General features: G+C 69.9%; 21 protein-coding genes. 15 read left to right on the forward strand and 6 right to left on the reverse strand.

The window, feature by feature from the left end:
• The first annotated feature begins 11 nt into the window (after positions 1 to 11).
• The 3 genes from IFU11_RS11465 to IFU11_RS11475 all read left to right on the forward strand — a co-directional run bounded on the left by IFU11_RS11465 (position 12) and on the right by IFU11_RS11475 (position 999).
• A complete protein-coding gene (locus tag IFU11_RS11465) occupies positions 12 to 206 on the forward strand; it encodes a helix-turn-helix domain-containing protein (RefSeq protein WP_079706638.1) in 195 nt (64 codons plus the stop codon).
• Between the two features lie 139 nt (positions 207 to 345).
• Entirely contained in the window at positions 346 to 444 is a 99-nt protein-coding gene (locus tag IFU11_RS11470) for a 30S ribosomal protein bS22 (RefSeq protein ID WP_003792170.1), read from the forward strand.
• Between the two features lie 246 nt (positions 445 to 690).
• The gene (locus tag IFU11_RS11475; RefSeq protein ID WP_137243973.1) at positions 691 to 999 is read left to right on the forward strand and encodes a hypothetical protein; all 309 of its coding nucleotides are present in this window, start codon (positions 691 to 693) and stop codon (positions 997 to 999) included.
• A gap of 42 nt (positions 1,000 to 1,041) precedes the next feature.
• Here IFU11_RS11475 and IFU11_RS11480 read toward each other — a convergent pair whose 3' ends face one another.
• Complete coding sequence (locus IFU11_RS11480; RefSeq protein WP_064294610.1) at positions 1,042 to 1,341, reverse strand: helix-turn-helix domain-containing protein; 300 nt, start codon at positions 1,339 to 1,341, stop codon at positions 1,042 to 1,044.
• Positions 1,342 to 1,533: 192 nt separating this feature from the next.
• Between IFU11_RS11480 and IFU11_RS11485 the strand changes: the two genes are divergently transcribed.
• Positions 1,534 to 1,794, forward strand: a complete 261-nt coding sequence (locus IFU11_RS11485) for a glutaredoxin family protein (RefSeq protein WP_137243972.1) — start codon at positions 1,534 to 1,536, stop codon at positions 1,792 to 1,794.
• A 40-nt stretch (positions 1,795 to 1,834) separates the two neighbouring features.
• Positions 1,835 to 2,143 carry a Dabb family protein gene (locus IFU11_RS11490; RefSeq protein ID WP_079706641.1) on the forward strand — a complete coding sequence of 103 codons (309 nt, stop codon included), beginning with the start codon at positions 1,835 to 1,837 and terminating at the stop codon, positions 2,141 to 2,143.
• Positions 2,144 to 2,161: 18 nt separating this feature from the next.
• On the opposite strand, the gene IFU11_RS11495 is transcribed toward IFU11_RS11490, so the two are convergent.
• The 3 genes from IFU11_RS11495 to aspS all read right to left on the reverse strand — a co-directional run bounded on the left by IFU11_RS11495 (position 2,162) and on the right by aspS (position 4,839).
• On the reverse strand, positions 2,162 to 2,938 hold the full coding sequence (locus IFU11_RS11495; protein WP_137243971.1) for a putative protein N(5)-glutamine methyltransferase: 777 nt from the start codon (positions 2,936 to 2,938) through the stop codon (positions 2,162 to 2,164).
• A gap of 89 nt (positions 2,939 to 3,027) precedes the next feature.
• Positions 3,028 to 3,480 (reverse strand): flavodoxin domain-containing protein, encoded by a 453-nt coding sequence (locus IFU11_RS11500; RefSeq protein ID WP_085514012.1) that lies wholly within the window; start codon positions 3,478 to 3,480, stop codon positions 3,028 to 3,030.
• 18 nt (positions 3,481 to 3,498) lie between these two features.
• Positions 3,499 to 4,839, reverse strand: a complete 1,341-nt coding sequence (aspS, locus tag IFU11_RS11505) for an aspartate--tRNA(Asn) ligase (RefSeq protein WP_192019025.1) — start codon at positions 4,837 to 4,839, stop codon at positions 3,499 to 3,501.
• Between the two features lie 85 nt (positions 4,840 to 4,924).
• On the opposite strand from aspS, the gene IFU11_RS11510 reads away from it, so the two are divergent.
• From IFU11_RS11510 to ccsB, 5 genes are read left to right on the forward strand one after another with little or no spacing between them, the layout of a single operon-like run.
• Complete coding sequence (locus tag IFU11_RS11510; RefSeq protein WP_137243969.1) at positions 4,925 to 5,560, forward strand: histidine phosphatase family protein; 636 nt, start codon at positions 4,925 to 4,927, stop codon at positions 5,558 to 5,560.
• On the forward strand, positions 5,560 to 6,168 hold the full coding sequence (locus IFU11_RS11515) for a TlpA family protein disulfide reductase (protein ID WP_137243968.1): 609 nt from the start codon (positions 5,560 to 5,562) through the stop codon (positions 6,166 to 6,168). The genes IFU11_RS11510 and IFU11_RS11515 overlap by 1 nt, the downstream gene beginning before the upstream one ends.
• The gene (locus tag IFU11_RS11520; RefSeq protein ID WP_079706647.1) at positions 6,165 to 6,911 is read left to right on the forward strand and encodes a cytochrome c biogenesis CcdA family protein; all 747 of its coding nucleotides are present in this window, start codon (positions 6,165 to 6,167) and stop codon (positions 6,909 to 6,911) included. The genes IFU11_RS11515 and IFU11_RS11520 overlap by 4 nt, the downstream gene beginning before the upstream one ends.
• Positions 6,895 to 8,559, forward strand: coding sequence for a cytochrome c biogenesis protein ResB (gene resB, locus IFU11_RS11525; RefSeq protein WP_137243967.1), 1,665 nt, complete (start codon positions 6,895 to 6,897; stop codon positions 8,557 to 8,559). Before IFU11_RS11520 ends, resB begins: the two co-directional genes overlap by 17 nt.
• Complete coding sequence (ccsB, locus tag IFU11_RS11530; protein ID WP_079706648.1) at positions 8,556 to 9,611, forward strand: c-type cytochrome biogenesis protein CcsB; 1,056 nt, start codon at positions 8,556 to 8,558, stop codon at positions 9,609 to 9,611. The genes resB and ccsB overlap by 4 nt, the downstream gene beginning before the upstream one ends.
• A gap of 16 nt (positions 9,612 to 9,627) precedes the next feature.
• On the opposite strand, the gene IFU11_RS11535 is transcribed toward ccsB, so the two are convergent.
• A complete protein-coding gene (locus IFU11_RS11535; RefSeq protein ID WP_137243966.1) occupies positions 9,628 to 10,605 on the reverse strand; it encodes an o-succinylbenzoate synthase in 978 nt (325 codons plus the stop codon).
• 62 nt (positions 10,606 to 10,667) lie between these two features.
• Here IFU11_RS11535 and IFU11_RS11540 point away from each other — a divergent pair, with 62 nt between their 5' ends.
• From IFU11_RS11540 to IFU11_RS11560, 5 genes are all read left to right on the forward strand, one after another.
• On the forward strand, positions 10,668 to 12,155 hold the full coding sequence (locus tag IFU11_RS11540) for a hypothetical protein (protein ID WP_137243965.1): 1,488 nt from the start codon (positions 10,668 to 10,670) through the stop codon (positions 12,153 to 12,155).
• A gap of 16 nt (positions 12,156 to 12,171) precedes the next feature.
• Positions 12,172 to 13,098 (forward strand): 1,4-dihydroxy-2-naphthoyl-CoA synthase, encoded by a 927-nt coding sequence (locus IFU11_RS11545; RefSeq protein WP_064294597.1) that lies wholly within the window; start codon positions 12,172 to 12,174, stop codon positions 13,096 to 13,098.
• Positions 13,099 to 13,155: 57 nt separating this feature from the next.
• The gene (locus tag IFU11_RS11550; RefSeq protein WP_137243964.1) at positions 13,156 to 14,316 is read left to right on the forward strand and encodes an AMP-binding protein; all 1,161 of its coding nucleotides are present in this window, start codon (positions 13,156 to 13,158) and stop codon (positions 14,314 to 14,316) included.
• Positions 14,317 to 14,422: 106 nt separating this feature from the next.
• The gene (locus tag IFU11_RS11555) at positions 14,423 to 16,564 is read left to right on the forward strand and encodes an acyltransferase family protein (protein WP_371742770.1); all 2,142 of its coding nucleotides are present in this window, start codon (positions 14,423 to 14,425) and stop codon (positions 16,562 to 16,564) included.
• Between the two features lie 39 nt (positions 16,565 to 16,603).
• On the forward strand, positions 16,604 to 17,638 hold the full coding sequence (locus tag IFU11_RS11560) for a 1,4-dihydroxy-2-naphthoate polyprenyltransferase (protein WP_137243962.1): 1,035 nt from the start codon (positions 16,604 to 16,606) through the stop codon (positions 17,636 to 17,638).
• On the opposite strand, the gene IFU11_RS11565 is transcribed toward IFU11_RS11560, so the two are convergent.
• Complete coding sequence (locus IFU11_RS11565; RefSeq protein WP_079706654.1) at positions 17,579 to 17,923, reverse strand: DUF4229 domain-containing protein; 345 nt, start codon at positions 17,921 to 17,923, stop codon at positions 17,579 to 17,581. The two genes, IFU11_RS11560 and IFU11_RS11565, sit on opposite strands and share 60 nt — an antisense overlap.
• Between the last annotated feature and the right edge of the window lie 53 nt (positions 17,924 to 17,976).

The raw sequence follows: 17,976 nt of genomic DNA on the forward strand, positions 1-17,976 counted from the left end.
GGAGGGGTTCGATGACGCAGGACACTGCCGACGTCCGCTTCCTCACCGTGGCCGAAGTCGCCGAGATGATGCGGGTGTCCAAGATGACCGTGTATCGCCTGGTGCATTCGGGGGAACTCCCGGCCATCCGGTTCGGGAAGTCGTTCCGGGTGCCGGAGACCGCCGTCGACGCCGTCCGGCAGCGCCCGGTCGCCGACGTCGGCTGAGGTGTTTCTCGCTCCTAGCAGCCTGCAGGCGTACGGCGTGTGAACGACGCGCGCTGCAATCGGCTAGACTGGCAACAAGACTTGTTCTCTTCGGTCGCGATCCCTGCGGCCAAGCCCCCCAATTCTGTGAGGTAAATCCGTGGGTTCTGTTATCAAGAAGCGCCGCAAGCGTATGGCGAAGAAGAAGCACCGCAAGCTGCTTCGCAAGACCCGTCACCAGCGCCGCAACAAGAAGTAGCCGGCTGCTCCGTTCGGAGCGCCTGACGACTCTTCGTCCACCGGAAGCGCCTGCCCATTGGGGTACGGCGCTTTCTGGCGTTGTCGAGGTGATCGTCTCGTTTGCCGGTCAGAGCGTGGTGTCTCCGCGGGTCGAGCGGTGTCGAGGTTCCTCCACAGGCGAGGCCGGACGGGACTGATCCACAGCGCGTCGCGGCACGCGGTCCGTCGCCCCGAGATCGTCGGCGGTCCTTCGTAGGTTCTTCGCATGACCCGCGATCTCCCGCCAACCGTCCACCGCAACCGACGCGAGCTCGCGTACCGGGTGCCGTTCGTCGTCGAACGAGACGACGCACCTCGCTATCGACTCCGGAACGTCGGTGACGAAGCCGTCCACTGGGTCGTGCTTCGCCTGATCGGACCCGGACTCCTCGCTCCACTGGAACCGTGTCGCCTGACGCCGGGGAGCGCCCTGGAGTTCGAGGTGATGGGCGCCGAGCTGGCCCGGGCCACCAGCGTGCAGGTGTCCTGGTTCCGTCCCGGCGGTCACCAGTACCTGTGGCGGGTCACCTTCTGACAGGCCCCACCGGCTGGAGGGGAGTGGCCGTCGATGCGCGGGTCAGCGTTCCTGGTCGCGGCGAGCGGCCAGCAGATCCCGTGCCGTCAGCTTGTGCGCCCGGCCCGGGTACATGTCGGCGTTCAGGCCAGTGATGAACGGGGCGGGGTCGAGGTCGAGCGCGGTACTCAGGCGGACGAGCGTCTCCACGCTGGGGTGCACCTGGCCCCGCTCGATCTTGCCGATGTTCGTCCAGTGCATCCCGGCCAACACGCCCAGGTCCTCGAGGGTCAGCTGGCGCTCGTTGCGAGCGGCCCGCAACCGCTCGCCGAGGATGGTCGCGGCTTCCGAATGTGTAGGCATCACTCAATGACAACGGACCTCGACCGGCGCATGCCAGAGCGTCTGAGCCCGGCGGTTTCTATACGCATGGTTCTCAACCCTGGGTTCAACGGCATCATCATTCCGGCATCGTGTCAGATGTCTCGGTGAAACACCACACGTGTCGGCTCCGTGGAGGTGCTCCGACCTCGGGCACCCCGTACAGTTGAGGGGGTGTCCACTCTGCACGTCACGCTCATCGGCAAGCCCGGCTGTCACCTCTGCGACGACGCCCGTGCCGTGATCGACGAGGTGGTCGCAGGCCTCCCGTCCGACGGCCCCACGATCGAACGCGAGGAGCTCTCGATCCTCGACGATCCGGCGCTCCACGACCGCCACTGGGAGGAGATCCCCGTCGTCCTCATCGACGGCAGGGTCCACAACTACTGGCGCATCGACCCCGACCGCCTGCGGTCCGCGTTGCTCGCCGGCTGATCCACACGTCCACCCATCCACATCGACCCTTGGGGGCCCAGTGACCATCCGCCACATCGTCAGTTGGAAGCTGGCAGCAACGGACGACGCCGAGCGCGACGCGGCGTTCGCGACGATGCAGTCCGAACTCGAGGCACTCGCCGGGTTCATGCCGGACGACATCGAGCACCTCCAGGTCGGACGCAACATCGCCTACCCCGAGAGCAACTGGGACGTCGTGCTGGTCGGCGACTACCCGAGCCTCGAAGCCCTGGAGCGGTACCAGGTCCACCCGGAGCACGTCCGCGTGGTGCAGATCGTCCGTCAGCTCGTCGTCGAGCGCTCCGCGGTCGACTTCCAGCTCGACTGAGCCCGGCGCCCGCAGGACTCAGGCCATGATGCCGACGGCGACGGTGCCGTCGAGGTCGTCGTCGCGGACGATCGACGCCGTGAGGCCCGCCGCCTTCATGAGCGCGGCGGTCTCGGGGGCCTGACGTTCGCTCGTCTCGATCAGGAGGGCACCGGCCGGCGCAAGCCAGTCCGGGGCTTGCGCGATGATCCGACGCTGGACGTCGAGCCCGTCGGCGCCGCCGTCGAGCGCGATCACGGCCTCGTGTTCCCGAGCCTCGGGAGGCATCGTCACCATCGACGCCGTCGGGACGTAGGGGGCGTTCGCGAGCAGGAGGTCGACGCGCCCCAGGAGCGCCCCGGGCAGCCCGTCGAAGAGGTCTCCGGGCAGGGCGTGCCCACCGAGCGGCTCGAGGTTGCGTCGTGCGCAGTCCACCGCGGCGAGGTCGATGTCCGACGCCCAGACGTCGATGGGGTCGGGAGCCTCGGTGAGGAGCGCACTCCCGACGGCCGCGGCACCGCAGCAGAGCTCGACGACCACTGAACCGTTCCGGAGGCGCGGGAGCGCGGCGTCGACCAGGAGCTCGGTCCGTCGCCTCGGCACGAAGACCCCGTCCTCGACGACCACCCGGCGGCCTCGGAACGCGACCCAACCGAGGACGTGTTCGAGCGGCCGGCCGGCGACCCGTGCCGCGACCATCCGTTCGAGTCGATCCGGGTCATCCGACTCGGCGAGGAGCAGGGCCGCCTCGTCCTCGGCGAAGACGCACCCCGCCGCACGGAGGCGCAGGACCACGGATTCGGCGGTCGCGTCCATCTGGCTCACCCCTCGCTCACGTGCGAGGGCGCCGCACGGCCGGTGCGAGTCACGCTACCGTCGCGTCCGGGCACGCACCAGAGCGCTGGTCAGAGCTGTTCTGCGGCGGCGAGCACGCCGGGCAGCCAGGCGAGCGCGACGTCCTTCTTGCGCTCGAACCCGCCGTCGTCGTGCAGGCCGAACTCGCCGAAGCGGGTCGCGCCGTGCTCGGTGAGGATGGCGTCGAGCAGCGAGCTGCCCTGGTTGTACGTGTCCTCGTAGCTGCTGTCGCCCAGCCCGAAGATGGCGTACCGGAGCCCGTCGAGCTCCACGTCGGACTCCTCGAGCGCCTCGTAGAAGATCTGGCCGGTCTCTCCGAGGAGGCCGTCGCCGTACGTCGAGGTGATGAAGATGTGGATCTCGTCGGTCGACAGCTCCGCGGGGTCGACGTCGCCGAGGTCGACGACGCGCCACTGGTGCTGTGAGCCGATGGCCTTGCCGAGGTCGCCGGCGAGGCGTTCGGCGTTGCCGGATTCGGTCCCGTACAGGATGACGATCTGCATGGCGTCCTTCTTGCGGGGTTACGGGGCGAGGCGGGTCGGGCCGCGGAACAGGTAGGTGACCTCGCGGATGGAGGTCTCGTGCAGCATGAGCATGAGCACACGGGCGAGGCCCATGCCGAAGCCGCCGTGCGCCGGGACGCCGTAGCGGAAGAAGTCGAGGTAGAACTCGAGCTCCTCGGGCTCCAGGCCCTTCTCCTTGGCCTGCTCGACGAGGACGTCGACGCGGTGCTCACGCTGCGCGCCAGTGGAGATCTCGACCCCGTTGTAGATGAGGTCGTAGCTGTTGGTGAGCGAGCCGTCCTCGGTGTTGCGCATGTGGTAGAACGGCCGGATGCTCGACGCGTAGTCGGTCAGGAAGACGAAGTCGTGACCGAAGGTCTCCTTGACGTAGGCAGCGATCTGACGCTCGCCCTCGGGGTCCATGTCGTCGTCGGCGCGGGGGATCTCGTAGCCGCGCTCGGCGACGATGCGCTTGGCCTCGGCCAGCGGGATGCGCGGGAACGGACGGGACGGGACCTCGAGCTCGATGCCGAAGAGCTCGGCGATCTGCTCGCCGTGCTTCTCCTTGACCGCCGTGAAGCCGGCGACGAGGAGCTCCTCGTGCAGCTGCATGACGTCCTCGTGGGACTCGATCCAGCTGATCTCGGCGTCGACGCTCGTGAACTCGGTCGCGTGTCGGCTGGTGAACGAGGGGTCGGCGCGGAATGCCGGTCCGACCTCGAACACCTTGCCGAAGCCGGCGGACTGCGCCATCTGCTTGAAGAACTGCGGCGACTGCGCGAGGTACGCCTTGCCCTCGAAGTAGTCGACCTCGAAGAGCTCGGCGCGCGACTCGCTCGCGCTGGCCATGAGCTTCGGGGTGTGGATCTCGATGAAGTCGTTGTCGATCCAGTACTGACGCAGGGCGTGCTCGAACGTGGTCTGGATGCGGAAGATCAGGGCCTGCTTCGGCTGCCGCAGGTCGAGGAAGCGCCAGTCGAGCCGCTTGTCGAGCGAGGAGTCCGCAGCGATCGGCGTCTCGGGGTTGGCCGCGGTGACGACCTCGAGCGTCGCGACCTTGACCTCGATGCCGCCGAGCTTGACGCGCTCGTCGTGCTTGAGCTCGCCGGTGACGGTGATGAATGAGCCGTGCGCGAGGGCGGAGATGGCCTCGGTGGTGGCGAGGCGCTCGGCGGAGCCCTCGACCTCCGGGTCGACCTCGCGGACAGCCGGGTTCACCAGCTGGACGGCGCCGCTCTCGTCGCGGAGGACGACGAACTGCACCTTCTTCTGGTCGCGGACGGTCTCGACCCATCCGGAGACGGTGACGGGACCGTCGGACAGGGCGGCCAGGTTCTTCACAACGACGCGTTCACTCACCCCGACAGCTTAGCCGTCGCTCGTGGCTCGGACCTGGACGGAGGTCACGGTGAATCCGCAGCTTGGGGAAACGTACACTTGAAGGGTGGTAGCCGACCAGATCCATCTCGTGCGTCACGGCGAGGTGCACAATCCTTCTCGTGTGCTCTACGGTCGACTCCCCGCATTCCGACTGTCGGAGCTCGGCGAGCGCATGGCGCAGGCCGCCGCCGACGACCTCGTGAGCCGTGATCGCACGGTGGGCGCGCTCTACGCGTCCCCACTGCAGCGCACCCAGGAGTCCGCAGCGCCGGTCGCCGCCGCGTTCGGGCTCGCCGTCGTCTCCGAGCCGCGCGTGATCGAACCGTTCAACGAGTTCGAGGGCAAGCGCATGAGCCGCGCCCTGAAGAACCCGCTCAACTGGCCCAAGCTCCGCAACCCGTCCCGTCCGAGCTGGGGCGAGCCGTACGCGTCGATCGTCAATCGCATGACGGCGGCCGTCGAGGACGCCTGGCGCGCGACGCCGTCCGGCGACGTCGTCATCGTCAGCCACCAGCTGCCCATCTGGATGCTGCACAGCTCCGTGGTCGGGGTGCCCTATCGTCACGACCCACGGAAGCGACGCTGCGCCCTGTCGAGCATCACCACCTTCGAACGGACCGAGCAGGGCTTCGTCGAGGTCGGCTACGTCGATCCGGCCGCCCGTCTGTCGTCCGGCGCGACTGATGTCGGGGCCGTCTGATGGCCCGCCGATCGAGGACGTTCGCCGTCGCCGCCGTGTTGGCCGTCGGGGCGCTCCTCCTGACAGCGTGCGGGAGCGATCCGCTCGCCGAGCAGTACCGCGAGGGCAGCAGCAAGGGGTACGTCGCCGGCGACGGCAGCGTGACGGAGGTCGCACTCGACGACCGCGGTGAGTCGATCAGCTTCTCGGGCGTCGGCGAGGACGGCGAGCAGATCTCCTCCGCGGACCACGCGGGCCAGGTCCTCGTCGTGAACTTCTGGTACGCCGCCTGCGCCCCCTGCCGCGCGGAGGCGAAGGACCTGCAGGCGCTCAACGAGGCCTACACCGACCAGGGCGCCACCTTCATCGGCGTCAACGTCCGCGACACCGCCGACACCGCGAAGGCGTTCAACGGCACCTTCGGCATCACCTACCCCTCCATCCTCGACGTCGACAGCGGGGAGGCGAAGCTCGCCTTCACGGGCAGTGTCCCGCCGAACGCGGTGCCGACCACCATCGTCCTCGACGCCCAGGGTCGGGTCGCCGCACGCATCCTCGGGCAGCTGCAGGACCGCACCATCCTCGACACCCTCATCCGCGACACGATCGCCGAGAGCGCCCCAGAGTGAGCCCCGGCGAGCTCGTCTACGGCGGCCAGCTCCTCGTGGCGATCCCGATCGCCATCGCGGCCGGTCTGCTGTCCTTCCTCTCGCCGTGCGTCCTGCCGCTCGTCCCCGGCTACCTCGGATACGTCGGCGGCATGACGACGGTCGAGGAGGGGCGCTCCGGTGCGGGCCGCCGCCGCGTGCTGCTCGGCGTCAGTCTCTTCATCCTCGGCTTCACCGTCGTGTTCGTGGCGATCGCGGCGTTCGTCGGAACGATCGGCGCCTGGTTCGTCGAGTGGGAGGGCGTCATCACCCGCGTCCTCGGCGCGGTCGTCATCCTCATGGGGCTCATCTTCATCGGGCAGTTCTCGCGGCTGCAGCGCACGGTGCGCACCAGCTGGGCACCCGCCACCGGCCTCGCCGGCGCGCCGCTGCTCGGCTTCGTCTTCGCCATCGGCTGGACGCCCTGCCTCGGCCCGACCCTCACCGCGATCAGCGCGCTCTCGCTCTCGGGCGGCTCCGCCTGGCGCGGGGCGCTCCTCGGGCTGTTCTACTGCCTCGGTCTCGGCATCCCCTTCCTGCTCGTCGCGCTCGGACTCGGTTGGGTCACGGGGTCGTTGGCGTTCCTCAAACGGCACATCCGCACGATCAACATCATCGGCGGCGTGCTCCTCATCGTGATCGGTGTGTTGATGGTGTCTGGTCTCTGGTCCGCTTGGATGTACTCGTTGCAGGGGGTGATGAGCGGCCTTGTCACGCCCCTCTGATCACATCGATTCCGCCGCACCGGCTCCGGCCGACGGCATCAACCAGCCGAAACTCGGCTTCGTCGGCTGGCTCCGCTTCTTCTGGCGTCAGCTCACGAGCATGCGCACGGCGCTGTTCCTGCTGTTGCTGCTCGCGATCGCCGCGGTGCCCGGTTCGCTCGTCCCGCAACGGTCGAGCGACCCGAACGGCGTCACCCAGTACTTCACCGACAACCCGGACCTCGCGCCCATCCTCGACAAGGTGCAGGCGTTCGACGTCTACAGCTCGGCCTGGTTCTCCGCGATCTACCTGCTGCTGTTCATCTCGCTCATCGGCTGCGTGATCCCGCGGACGAAGCACCACTGGCTCGCCCTGCGCTCCCGCCCGCCGCGGACGCCCGCGCGTCTGTCTCGGCTCTCCGCGTTCGAACGTCGCAGCGACGACAGCGGCGCGAGCGCCACCGAGCTCATCGACGACGCGACGAAGCAGTTGAAGCGCCAGGGCTACCGCGTCGAACGCTACGACGCCGAGGGGTCCGCATCGGTGTCCGCCGAGCGCGGCTTCCTCCGCGAGACCGGCAACCTCGTCTTCCACTCGGCCCTCGTCGGCATCCTCGTGACGGTCGGCTTCGGCGGCGGTTTCGGCTTCTCCGGTCAGCGCGTGCTCGTCGAGGGGCAGACCTTCGTCAACACCCTGCTCGACTACGACTCGTTCAACCCGGGCCGCTTCTTCAACGAGTCGGAGCTGGCGCCCTACAAGCTGACGCTCGACGAGTTCGGCGTCACCTACGAGACCGAGAACCTCGACGCGTACGGTCAGGCGATCGACTACCGCGCGAAGGTCACGACGACCTCGCCCGGTGGGAAGCCGCAGGACGCGACGATCAAGGTCAACGATCCGCTGCGGTTCGAGGGCACCGACGTCTACCTGCTCGGCAACGGCTACGCGCCGACGATCACCGTCCGTGATCCCGAGGGCAAGGTCGTGTTCAGCGACTCCATCCCGTTCCTGCCGCAGGACGCCCAGCTCACCTCGCTCGGCATCGTCAAGGTCCCGGACGGACTGGCGGAGCAGCTCGGCATGATCGGGTTCTTCTACCCGACGCAGGCAGCATCCAAGCCGCCGTTCTTCTCGTCCTACCCCGACCTCGCCTACCCGGTGCTGACGCTCAACGTCTACTCCGGCGACCTCGGCATCAACGCCGGTGCTCCGAAGTCGGTCTACGCGCTCGACGTCGACGACATGAAGCAGCTCACGGGCGGCGACACCGGCGTCGAGTCGATCGAACTCACGCCCGGCCAGATCACCGACCTGCCGAACGGACTCGGCACGGTGTCCTTCGACAACGTCGCCGCCAACCCGTCGACCGAGAACTACGCCGGCTCCGTCAAGCGGTTCGCCTCGTTCGACGTCCACCACGACCCGACCCAGCTGTGGGTGCTCGCGTTCGCCATCCTCGCCCTGTCCGGCCTCATCACCTCGCTCTTCGTCGCCAGACGCCGCGTCTGGGTGAAGGCCGTGACCGGGAGCGACGGCACGGTCTCCCTCGAATACGCCGGGCTCGCCCGAGGCGAGGACCCCGGCCTCGAAGCCGCCGTCGCGGCGATCGCCGAAGCGCACAGTCCAACGCCTGTCCCGTCCGAACCCGAAGGTAGAATCACCCCGTGACCCTCGTCGAAATCTCGAACCTCTGCCTCTGGTCGGCCGTCGCCGTCTACGCGCTGGCGTTCATCGCCTTCACGTTCGATCTCGCGCGCCGCAGCGCCGAGGTCACCGCGGCGATCGACGCGGCCGAGCGGGCCGAGCTGGAACGGTCGGCAGCCGCCGAGGAACGCGTCGGTGCACTCGCCTCCGCCGCGGCGCGGACCGCCGCACCGATCGTCACGAGCGACGGTGTCCCGCGCAAGACCCGCCGTCCCTCGGACGAGCCCGAGCAGCAGGCGTCGCGCAAGTCGCCGAGCCTCCGGGTGGGGGTCTCGCTCACCGTCATCGCCTTCCTGCTACACCTCGTCGCGGACGTGACGCGCGGTATCGCCGCCGGTCGTGTGCCGTGGGCGAACATGTACGAGTTCGCGATGACGGGCACGCTGCTGATCGTCGCGGTGTTCCTCGTGGTCATCGCACGCGTGGACCTCCGATTCCTCGGCAGCTTCGTGATCGGCCTCGTGACCGTGCTCCTCGGCCTCGCGACCGCGAACTTCTACGTCGAGGTCGTCCCGCTGCCGCCGGCGCTGCAGTCGGCGTGGCTCGTCATCCACGTGTTCGTCGCGAGCCTCGGTACGGCGTTCTTCGCCATCGGCTTCGCGTTGAGCGTCGTGCAGCTCCTGCAGGGGCGTCGCGAGCGCCGGCTCGGGCTCGTGCAGCCCACCCAGAGCTCCGGGCGTCTCCGCTTCCTGCTCACCCTCCCGAACGCGGAGCGTCTCGAGAACCTCGCCTACCGCGTCAACATCATCGGCTTCATCTTCTGGACGTTCACGCTCATGGCCGGTGCCATCTGGGCGGAGCGCGCCTGGGGTCGGTACTGGGGCTGGGACACCAAAGAGGTGTGGACCTTCATCATCTGGGTGATCTTCGCCGGGTACATCCACGCCAGGGCGACGCGCGGCTGGCGCGGATCACGGGCGGCCACGCTCGCGATCATCGGCTTCAGTGCCGTGATGTTCAATTTCGTCGTGGTCAACGTGTTCTTCAAGGGTCTGCACGCCTACAGCGGCCTGTAAGTCCCTGCACCGGCCCTCAGCCGAGCAACGCGTGCGTGCGGCGGAGTCGGTCGAGCCACCAGGCGGTCCGCTCCGGTGACGCCGTGAAACGCTCGAGGAGATCGACGTCCACCTCGACGCGCCGAACGGCGATGCCGCCGTCCACGGGATCGAGCGGTGCGGTCGTCACGTCGCCGCCGAGGAGCGCGGTGGTGGCGAGCCCGCAGTCGTAGTCGAGTTCCGGCAGGGCCGCCGCGAGGTGGGCACCCATGGAGATGCCGACCGACGTGTCCAGCGCGCTCGAGACGACGATCGGCAGGCCGGCCTCGCCCGCGATGCGGAGCGCGGCGTGCACGCCGCCGAGCGGCTGCGCCTTCACGACGAGCAGGTCGGCGGCACCGGCGCGAGCCACGGCGAGGGGGTCCTCAGCCTTGCGGACGCTCTCGTCCGCCGCGATGGCGACGTCCAAGGAGGAGACCCGTTCACGGATCTCGGCGAGTTCCGCGACGGTCGCACAGGGCTGCTCGACGTACTCGAGGTCGAAGGGTTCGAGGGCGCGGATGGCGTGCTCGGCCTCGTCGACGTTCCAGTTGGTGTTGGCGTCGACGCGCAGGCGACCCTCGGGTCCGATGGCCCGCCGGACGGCGGCGACGCGCGCGACGTCGTCGGCGAGCACCTGCCCGCGCTCGGCCACCTTCACCTTCGCGGTCCGGCAGCCCGGGAAGCGGGAGAGGATCGACGTCACGTCCGCCGCGTCCACGGCCGGGACCGTCGCGTTCACGAGGATGCGATCCCGGTGGAGGGGTGGGAGGTCCGACCAGCCGAAGTCGATGGCGGCCCGGAGCCACGCGGCCGACTCCTGGTCGTCGTACTCGACGAAGGGGGAGAACTCCGTCCACCCGGCGGGCCCACGGAAGAGGACGGCCTCGCGGGTGTCGATGCCCCGGAACCGGACGCGGAGGGGGATGGAGACCACGCGGGCGGTGGCGAGGACGTCGTCGAGGTTCGCTTGCATGTCCCCATCCTGCACCCGGACGTCGGAAGCCGTCGCGGGACGCCCGTGACACAATCGATCCCGTGCCGCTGTTCTCCCGACGCAAGCCGACACCCGGCGATCGGCGAAGCGTGCCCGCGGACGAACCCACCGCCTTCTCGGTGCCCGAGCCGATCTTCGAGCCGAGCCCCGAGGCCGAGGTGTTCCCGGTGATCGAGGAGTCGCCCGGCGGATCCTCCGACGAGCCGCGCGATCCGAACGCCCCGCCGATCCCCGGAGCGCCGCCGGCAGCCGCGTCCTCGACCGCGCAAGCGCCTGCCGCCCCGGAGCGCACGCCCGAGGAGCTGGAGGCGGAGACCGCCCGGTTCCGTCGTCCGGGGTCCCGAGGACGACGGACGCCGCGGCAGCCAGCATCACGGAAGCCGTCGTCGCGTCGTCAACGGAAGGCGGCGGAGCGCGCGGCTGCCTCGCAACCCAAATCCACGGCGATCCCGGCCGACGACGGCGAGCGGAGTCCGGCGGCTCACTCGCCTGCCGCCGGTGCATCCCCGACGGGTCGGGACGAACTCGGCGCGCGGAGTCGGGGTGTCGTCGCCTCCTTCTCCCCGCTCGCCCTGCTCGGCGCGGTCGTGGCCGTCACCCTCTTCACCGTCCTGCTGGCCGTGAGCTACCGGCCCGGCGAGGGGGCATGGGCCATCCTCGTGGCGTTCGCCCTCGTCGTCGTGGTGCAGATCGTGCTGCTCATCGGGAGTGTCATCGTCATCCGCCGGAAGGTGCGGCGCCGCTGGGGCGTGCTGGCGCTGGTGCTCATCCTCGTCGTCAACCCCGTCACGGCGATGGCGGTCGGCGGTCTCTCCACGGATCGGGCCGGGAATGGTGCCTCCGCCGGTGGCGGCGGCGACGAGGAGCACGACCCGATCTGGGACACCTACCCGGGGTCCGCCTACGTCGACGCGAAGGAGACCCTCGACGGGCCGAGCTACGAGGACTTCGTCGGGACGTCCGACGAGATGCTCGCGGAGATCCGGACGGCGTTGACCGCCGAGTTCGGGTTCGACTGGGTGGAGCGACAGCCCGCCGAGACGGAGGCTGATCAGAACGGGTACGGCGGGGACTCCATGCTCTTCGAGTACACGGCACCGGTGTGGCAGACGACGACGACCGTGCGCACCTTCGAGGAGAAGTCGCGGGTGGTCGAGCTGATCCGGCAGGTGCTGCTCCGCTACGGCATCGCGAACCTCGACATGCAGAACGCACCGTCCTCCTGGCGTGAGCCGGGCGAGCTCACCGAGCGGTACGGCGGCGAGACCCTCGACACCCAGGCGCTGTGGGACCTGCACACCTACAATGCCATCACGGGGGCCGGGGATTTCCGGACGAGCATCGTCGATCTCACGCTCGATTCGGCCGGCACGGTCGCGAAGGACCGCGAGTTCGACGTCGACTACTACGACATGGCGGCGGAGGGTGTCGAGCTGCACCTCGACTCCTATGCGCTCCTGAAGGAGGCGGACCGCGCCGACTACCTGGAGGCGCTCAAGCCCTACGCGGACCTCGACAAGCCGAAGTAGTGCCTAGGCTGGACGCATGAGCGATCGAGTGTCCGAACTGTTCGACCCGGAGATCTGGGACGTCGTACCGGGGTTCGAGGACCTCACCGATCTGACGTACCACGTCGCGCGCGAGGGCGGCTTCGTGCGCATCGCGTTCGACCGCCCCGAGGTGCGCAACGCCTTCCGTCCGCACACCGTCGACGAGCTGTACCGCGCGCTCGACCACGCGCGCCAGAGCCCGACGGTCGGCGTGGTGCTCCTCACCGGGAACGGTCCGAGCGCGAAGGACGGCGGCTGGGCGTTCTGCTCGGGCGGCGACCAGCGCATCCGTGGTCGCGACGGCTACCGGTACGCGAGCGACGACGCCGCGGACGACGAGACGGCGAGCGGGATCGACGCGGCGCGCAACGGTCGCCTGCACATCCTCGAGGTCCAGCGCCTCATCCGCTTCATGCCGAAGGTCGTCATCAACCTCGTTCCCGGGTGGTCCGCGGGCGGTGGGCACTCCCTCGGCGTCGTGTGCGACCTGTCGATCGCGAGTCGGGAACACGCGCGGTTCAAGCAGACCGACGCCGACGTCGGTTCCTTCGACGCGGGGTACGGGAGCGCCTACTTCGCCAAGCAGGTCGGCCAGAAGTTCGCCCGCGAGGTGTTCTTCCTCGCCCAGGAGTACGACGCGGAGCGCGCGCTGCAGGCGGGCGCGATCAACGCGGTCGTCCCGCACGCCGAGCTCGAGCAGACGGGGGTCGCCTGGGCCCGCACCATCCTCGGCAAGTCGCCGACCGCCATCCGCATGCTGAAGTTCGCCTTCAACGCCGTCGACGACGGTCTCGTCGGCCAGCAGGTCTTCGCGGGCGAGGCCACCCGTCTCGCGTACGGCACCGACGAGGCCGTGGAGGGGCGCGACGCCTTCCTGGAGAAGCGCAAGCCGGACTGGGCTCCGTTCCCCTGGCAGTTCTGAGCTCCGTGACCTCGAGGGGTCGGCGGAGCACCGACGCACCCGGCGTACGCTGAATCCATGACCCGTCAGCTGCTCCCCGTCGACGCGTCCGCCTCGGCGATGCTCGCAGCCCTGGAGACGGCGCTCGACGGCTCCGGACCCGCGGTCCTCCCGATGCAACCCGGATCGTCCGCGGCACCGGCCGCGGTCGACGACCGGGTGGCCCTCGTGATCGAGACGTCCGGCTCGACGGGCGTGCCGAAGCGGGTCGCCCTCGCGGCCGACGCCCTCCTGGCCAGCGCGGCGGGTTCCGCGGTGGCCCTGGGCGGCCTTGAGGCCCACCGCCGTTCCTCGCAGTGGATCCTGGCGCTCCCGACGCACTACATCGCCGGCGTCAACGTGCTGCTCCGGTCGATCGTCGCCGGGACCAGGCCGATCGAGGCGCCGACAGGGTCGTTCGACGCCCGGGCGTTCTGTGGACTCGTCGAGCGGCTCGACGCCGATGCCGGCTTCGCCGCCCTCGTGCCGGCGCAGCTGCGCCTGCTCGTCGACGCCGCCGAGACGAGCACCTCCGTGCGCGACGCGCTCGCAGGACTCGCCGGGCTGCTCGTCGGGGGACAGGCCACCCCCGCTCCGCTGCTCGAGCGGTCCGCAGCGCTCGGCATCCGCGTGGTGCGGAGTTACGGCTCAAGCGAGACCTCCGGCGGTTGTCTGTACGACGGCGTGCCGTTCCCCGGTGTCGAACCCCGGCTGGTGGACGGGGAGCTCCTCATCGCCGGACCGGTGCTCGCCGAGGGCTACCTCGGCGAACCGGACCGCACGGCGACCGCCTTCCCGGACGACGGCGGCCGCCGGTGGTACCGCACCGGCGACACCGCCGAGCTCGTCGACGGCGTCGTCCGCGTGACCGGGCGGGCCGACAACGTGATCATCAGCGGCGGGGTGAACATCTCCCTCGACCGCGTGCAGGCGGTCGTCCGGTCGGTGAAGGGGCTGGCCGAGGCCGTCGTCGTCGCCGTGCCCGACGAGCGGTTCGGTCAGGCGTCTGCGATCGTGACGGTTGCCGGGACGTCTTCGGATCCGCACGCGGACGAGGTCCTCCTGCAGGCGGCTCGGGACGCCGTCGCCGAGGCGCTCGGCCGCCCGGCGCGTCCCGCCCGACTGGTCCGTCTGGCGGAGCTCCCGCTGCTCGCGAGCGGCAAACCCGACCTCCTCGCACTCCGCTCACGAGTGGGTTGAGCCAGCCCTCCGCGTGCCCACGAGGGCCGGTTTGCAGGCGGTTGTCGCATAGGGCATGCTCTCTCATGCGTGTCGACGAGCGACCGTAGCCGGGGGACGACGACAGGTGACAACGGGGACCGACACGGGCGCTGCGCCCACGAGGCCGACGACGGCGTTCCGCGCCGACATCCAGGGGATGCGGGCGCTCGCCGTGACCGCGGTGATCCTCGCCCACGCGACCGGCCGGCCGGCCGGCGGCTTCGTGGGCGTGGACGTGTTCTTCGTGATCTCCGGCTTCCTCATCACCGGGTTGCTCCTGCGCGAGCACGAGCGTTCCGGGCGCATCTCCCTGCCGGCCTTCTTCGGGCGGCGGATCAAGCGGATCCTGCCCGCGTCGCTCGTCGTCCTGGCCGCGACCGTCGCGCTGGCGTCGTGGCTCTTCAACGCCCCGCGGGCGCTCGCGACCTGGTGGGACGCGGTGTCGGCCGCGCTGCTCGTCTCGAACTGGCGCTTCGAGGCGTCGGGCACCGACTACTTCCACGCGACGGACGCCGCGTCACCGCTGCAGCACTTCTGGTCCCTCTCGATCGAGGAGCAGTTCTACCTCGTGTGGCCGGTGCTGCTCCTCATCCTCCTCGCCGTCGCGGCCCGCGGAGCCCGACCCGTGCTGCGCTCGCGCCTCGTCGTCGGTGGCGTCCTCGTCGTCCTCATCGCAGCCTCCTTCGCCGTCGCGGTGTGGCAGTCGGGGGCGGCCCCGCAGGCCGCCTACTTCGCGACCGGCGCGCGGGTCTGGGAGCTGGGGGCCGGCGCATTCCTGGCCGTGCTCGTGCCGCTCCTCGGCCGACTGCCGCTGGCGCTCCGGGTGGTCGCCGGATGGGCGGGGCTCGTCGGCATCGTCGCGTCCGCGCTGCTCATCACCGGGTCGATCGGGTTCCCCGGCCCCTGGGCGGTCGCCCCCGTCGCCGCCGCGATGCTGCTCATCGCCGCCGGGACCGGAGCCGGCCCGGCGTACCAGCGCTGGATGTTCCCACTCGCGAATCCGCTGAGCCGTGGCGTCGGAGCGATCTCCTACTCGCTCTACCTCTGGCACCTCCCGATCCTCGTGTTCGTGCCGATGCTCGTCCCCGACACCGCCCTCAGCACGGTCCCCGGGATGCTCGGGCTCATCCTCGGGGTCTCGGTGCTCTCCTTCCTGCTCGTCGAGCAGCCGTTGCACCGCACGCCACTCGTGGGTTCCTTCCGCGGTGACCGCGACGCCAGGGACGCCGCCTGGACCGCCTGGCGCGAGCGGTTCGCCTCCCAGTACCTCTACTCGGCGGTCGGACTCGTGATCGTCGCCGGGCTCGCGGTCATCGCCATCGGCCCCGCGCTCCGCCTGCCGGTCACGACCGGGGGGCCCGCGGCCGTCGCGACACCGGCCGGAGACCCGCTCCAGGGCATCGCCGCTGAGCTGCAACTCGCGAATGAGGCCTCGGCGTGGCCGGACAACCTCTCGCCGAGCCTCGACGACGCGATCAGCGCGACCTCGAGCACCAACCCCGCACGGGCCTGCTTCGACCTGGGTGCGACGCCCGACGACGGCTCGTGCACGTGGGGGGATGCCGCTGCGCCGAAGCACGTCTACCTCGTCGGCGACTCGACCGCGCTCGCCTACGCGCCGGCGTTCCGTGCGATCGCGGACCAGAGCGGCGGTGCGGTACGGATCACCACCATCGGTCTCTACGGATGCCGCTTCACGCAGGACCTCATCCAGAACAGCGGCGCCGGCGTCATGGACGACTGCCCGACGCGGAAGCACGACATCGCCGAACGCATCGCGGCCGACCAGCCCGACCTCGTGATCGTCTCGAACGCGTTCACCGCGGGCCGCGCATCCGACGGCCGATCGCTCGACACGACGTCCATGGTCGCGTCGGCGCTCGCCGAGACGGCCGGGTACCAGGTCCCCGGCCGCGTCGTGTTCCTCGCGCCGCCGCCGCTCGGTGCGGATCTCGGTTCCTGCTACTCGCGGGTGTCCAGCCCGCAGGACTGCGCCGTCGGCGTCGACGCCGCCTGGAACGACTTCGCCGCAGCGACCGAGTCCGCGGCGGGAGCAGCCGGAGAGCGGTTCGTCTCGTCGCTCCCGTTCAGCTGTTCGGAGGGCGTGTGCCCGGCGTTCGCGGGGACGACGCCGACGAAGTACGACAGCGTGCACCTCACCCCGGCGTTCGCCGAGCACATCGCTCCGGCGATCCTCCAGACGCTCCAGGCCGCCGGGGCCCTGTGACACCGTCGGCCCCGAGGCTCCGCGGGTAGACTCGCCGTCGTGGCACATGGAGCACGGCCGGCAGCGCCGAAACAGCAGAAGACGTCCGCACAGCGCCCCACGGCGGGTCGTGGCGCGAACGGTGGACGATCGGGCAACCCCGCACGCGGTGGTGGTCGCAAGGTCCCGCTCGCGAAGCCGGCGACCTTCGGCGACTGGGTCGGGGCGGCGCGGATCCGTACGCTGCCGATGGCCGTCGCCCCCGTGCTCATCGGCACCGGCGCCGCGACGATCATCGCGGGACCCGGCGTCTACCACCCGGTCCGGGCGCTGCTCTGCCTCGTCGTCGCGCTCGCGCTGCAGATCGGCGTCAACTACGCCAATGACTACTCCGACGGCATCCGCGGAACGGACGACCTGCGGGTCGGCCCGAGCCGACTGACCGGTTCCGGCGCGGCGAAGCCCAAGACGGTCCTGGCCGTCGCGCTCGTGTTCTTCGGTATCGCGGCGGTGGCCGGCATCGTCCTCACGATCCTCACCCAGTTCTGGTGGCTGCTCCTCGTCGGGGCGGTCGCGATCGTCGCCGCCTGGTTCTACACGGGCGGGAAGCGGCCCTACGGGTACTTCGCGCTCGGCGAGGTCTTCGTCTTCGTGTTCTTCGGCCTCGTCGCCACGCTCGGCACGACCTTCGTCCAGGTCGGGACGGTGAACCAGGAAGCATGGTTCGGTGCGATCGGCGCCGGCCTCATCGCCTGCGCGGCGCTCGTCGTCAACAACCTCCGCGACCTCGAACAGGACAAGGCGGTCGGGAAGCGCACCCTGTCGACGTTCATCGGCCGGATCGCGTCGAAGGTGCTCTACTGCGTCCTGCTGCTCGTGCCGTTCGGCATCGCCGCGTTCCTCGCGCTGTTCTACCCGATCGCCTGGTTCACCATGTTCGCGCTGCTCGCCGCCATCCCGGCGTGCGTGATCGTGCTGTTCTCCACGACGGCCAGGGAGCAGATCCTGGTGCTCAAGCTGACGGGGCTCGTGCAGCTAGCGTTCGGGGTGATCCTCGGTCTGGCGTTCTTCTACACGCCCGGCATCGCCGGCTGACGACGCTTCCGGTGCCGCCGCGCTCGCATCGAGCGCCGCGTCCTCGGAGTCCTCATCGTCGTGCGGCGTCGGCTTGTCGCCGTGCCGACGGGCGTAGAGCTCCTGCGCGACGGTCTCCCGCGGGGTGCGCAGGAAGATGTAGGACACGCAGAGTCCGATGATCGCGGCGATGATCGCGGCGACCCAGGGCTGCAGACCCGTGAGGAAGACGAGGAGCAGGAGCGGCACCACGAACGCCAACAGGCGGAGGATGGTGTACCGGACGGCGGCGGGAACGCGTTTCACCAGACAAGTCTAGGCGTCCCGCCTGAAGGCAACCCCAGGTAATCACGTCACCT

Origin of the sequence: Plantibacter sp. CFBP 8804, from assembly GCF_014841225.1 — a bacterium.
GTDB classification, from domain to species: Bacteria; Actinomycetota; Actinomycetes; order Actinomycetales; family Microbacteriaceae; genus Plantibacter; species Plantibacter auratus.

Coding starts and splice junctions, on each gene's coding strand:
- IFU11_RS11550 (WP_137243964.1), top strand. CDS start 13,156: ATGACCCGTCAGCTGCTCCCCGTCGACGCGTCCGCCTCGGCGATGCTC.
- IFU11_RS11535 (WP_137243966.1), bottom strand. CDS start 10,605: ATGCAAGCGAACCTCGACGACGTCCTCGCCACCGCCCGCGTGGTCTCC.
- IFU11_RS11495 (WP_137243971.1), bottom strand. CDS start 2,938: ATGGACGCGACCGCCGAATCCGTGGTCCTGCGCCTCCGTGCGGCGGGG.
- IFU11_RS11465 (WP_079706638.1), top strand. CDS start 12: ATGACGCAGGACACTGCCGACGTCCGCTTCCTCACCGTGGCCGAAGTC.
- IFU11_RS11545 (WP_064294597.1), top strand. CDS start 12,172: ATGAGCGATCGAGTGTCCGAACTGTTCGACCCGGAGATCTGGGACGTC.
- IFU11_RS11515 (WP_137243968.1), top strand. CDS start 5,560: ATGGCCCGCCGATCGAGGACGTTCGCCGTCGCCGCCGTGTTGGCCGTC.
- IFU11_RS11475 (WP_137243973.1), top strand. CDS start 691: ATGACCCGCGATCTCCCGCCAACCGTCCACCGCAACCGACGCGAGCTC.
- IFU11_RS11500 (WP_085514012.1), bottom strand. CDS start 3,480: ATGCAGATCGTCATCCTGTACGGGACCGAATCCGGCAACGCCGAACGC.
- IFU11_RS11480 (WP_064294610.1), bottom strand. CDS start 1,341: ATGCCTACACATTCGGAAGCCGCGACCATCCTCGGCGAGCGGTTGCGG.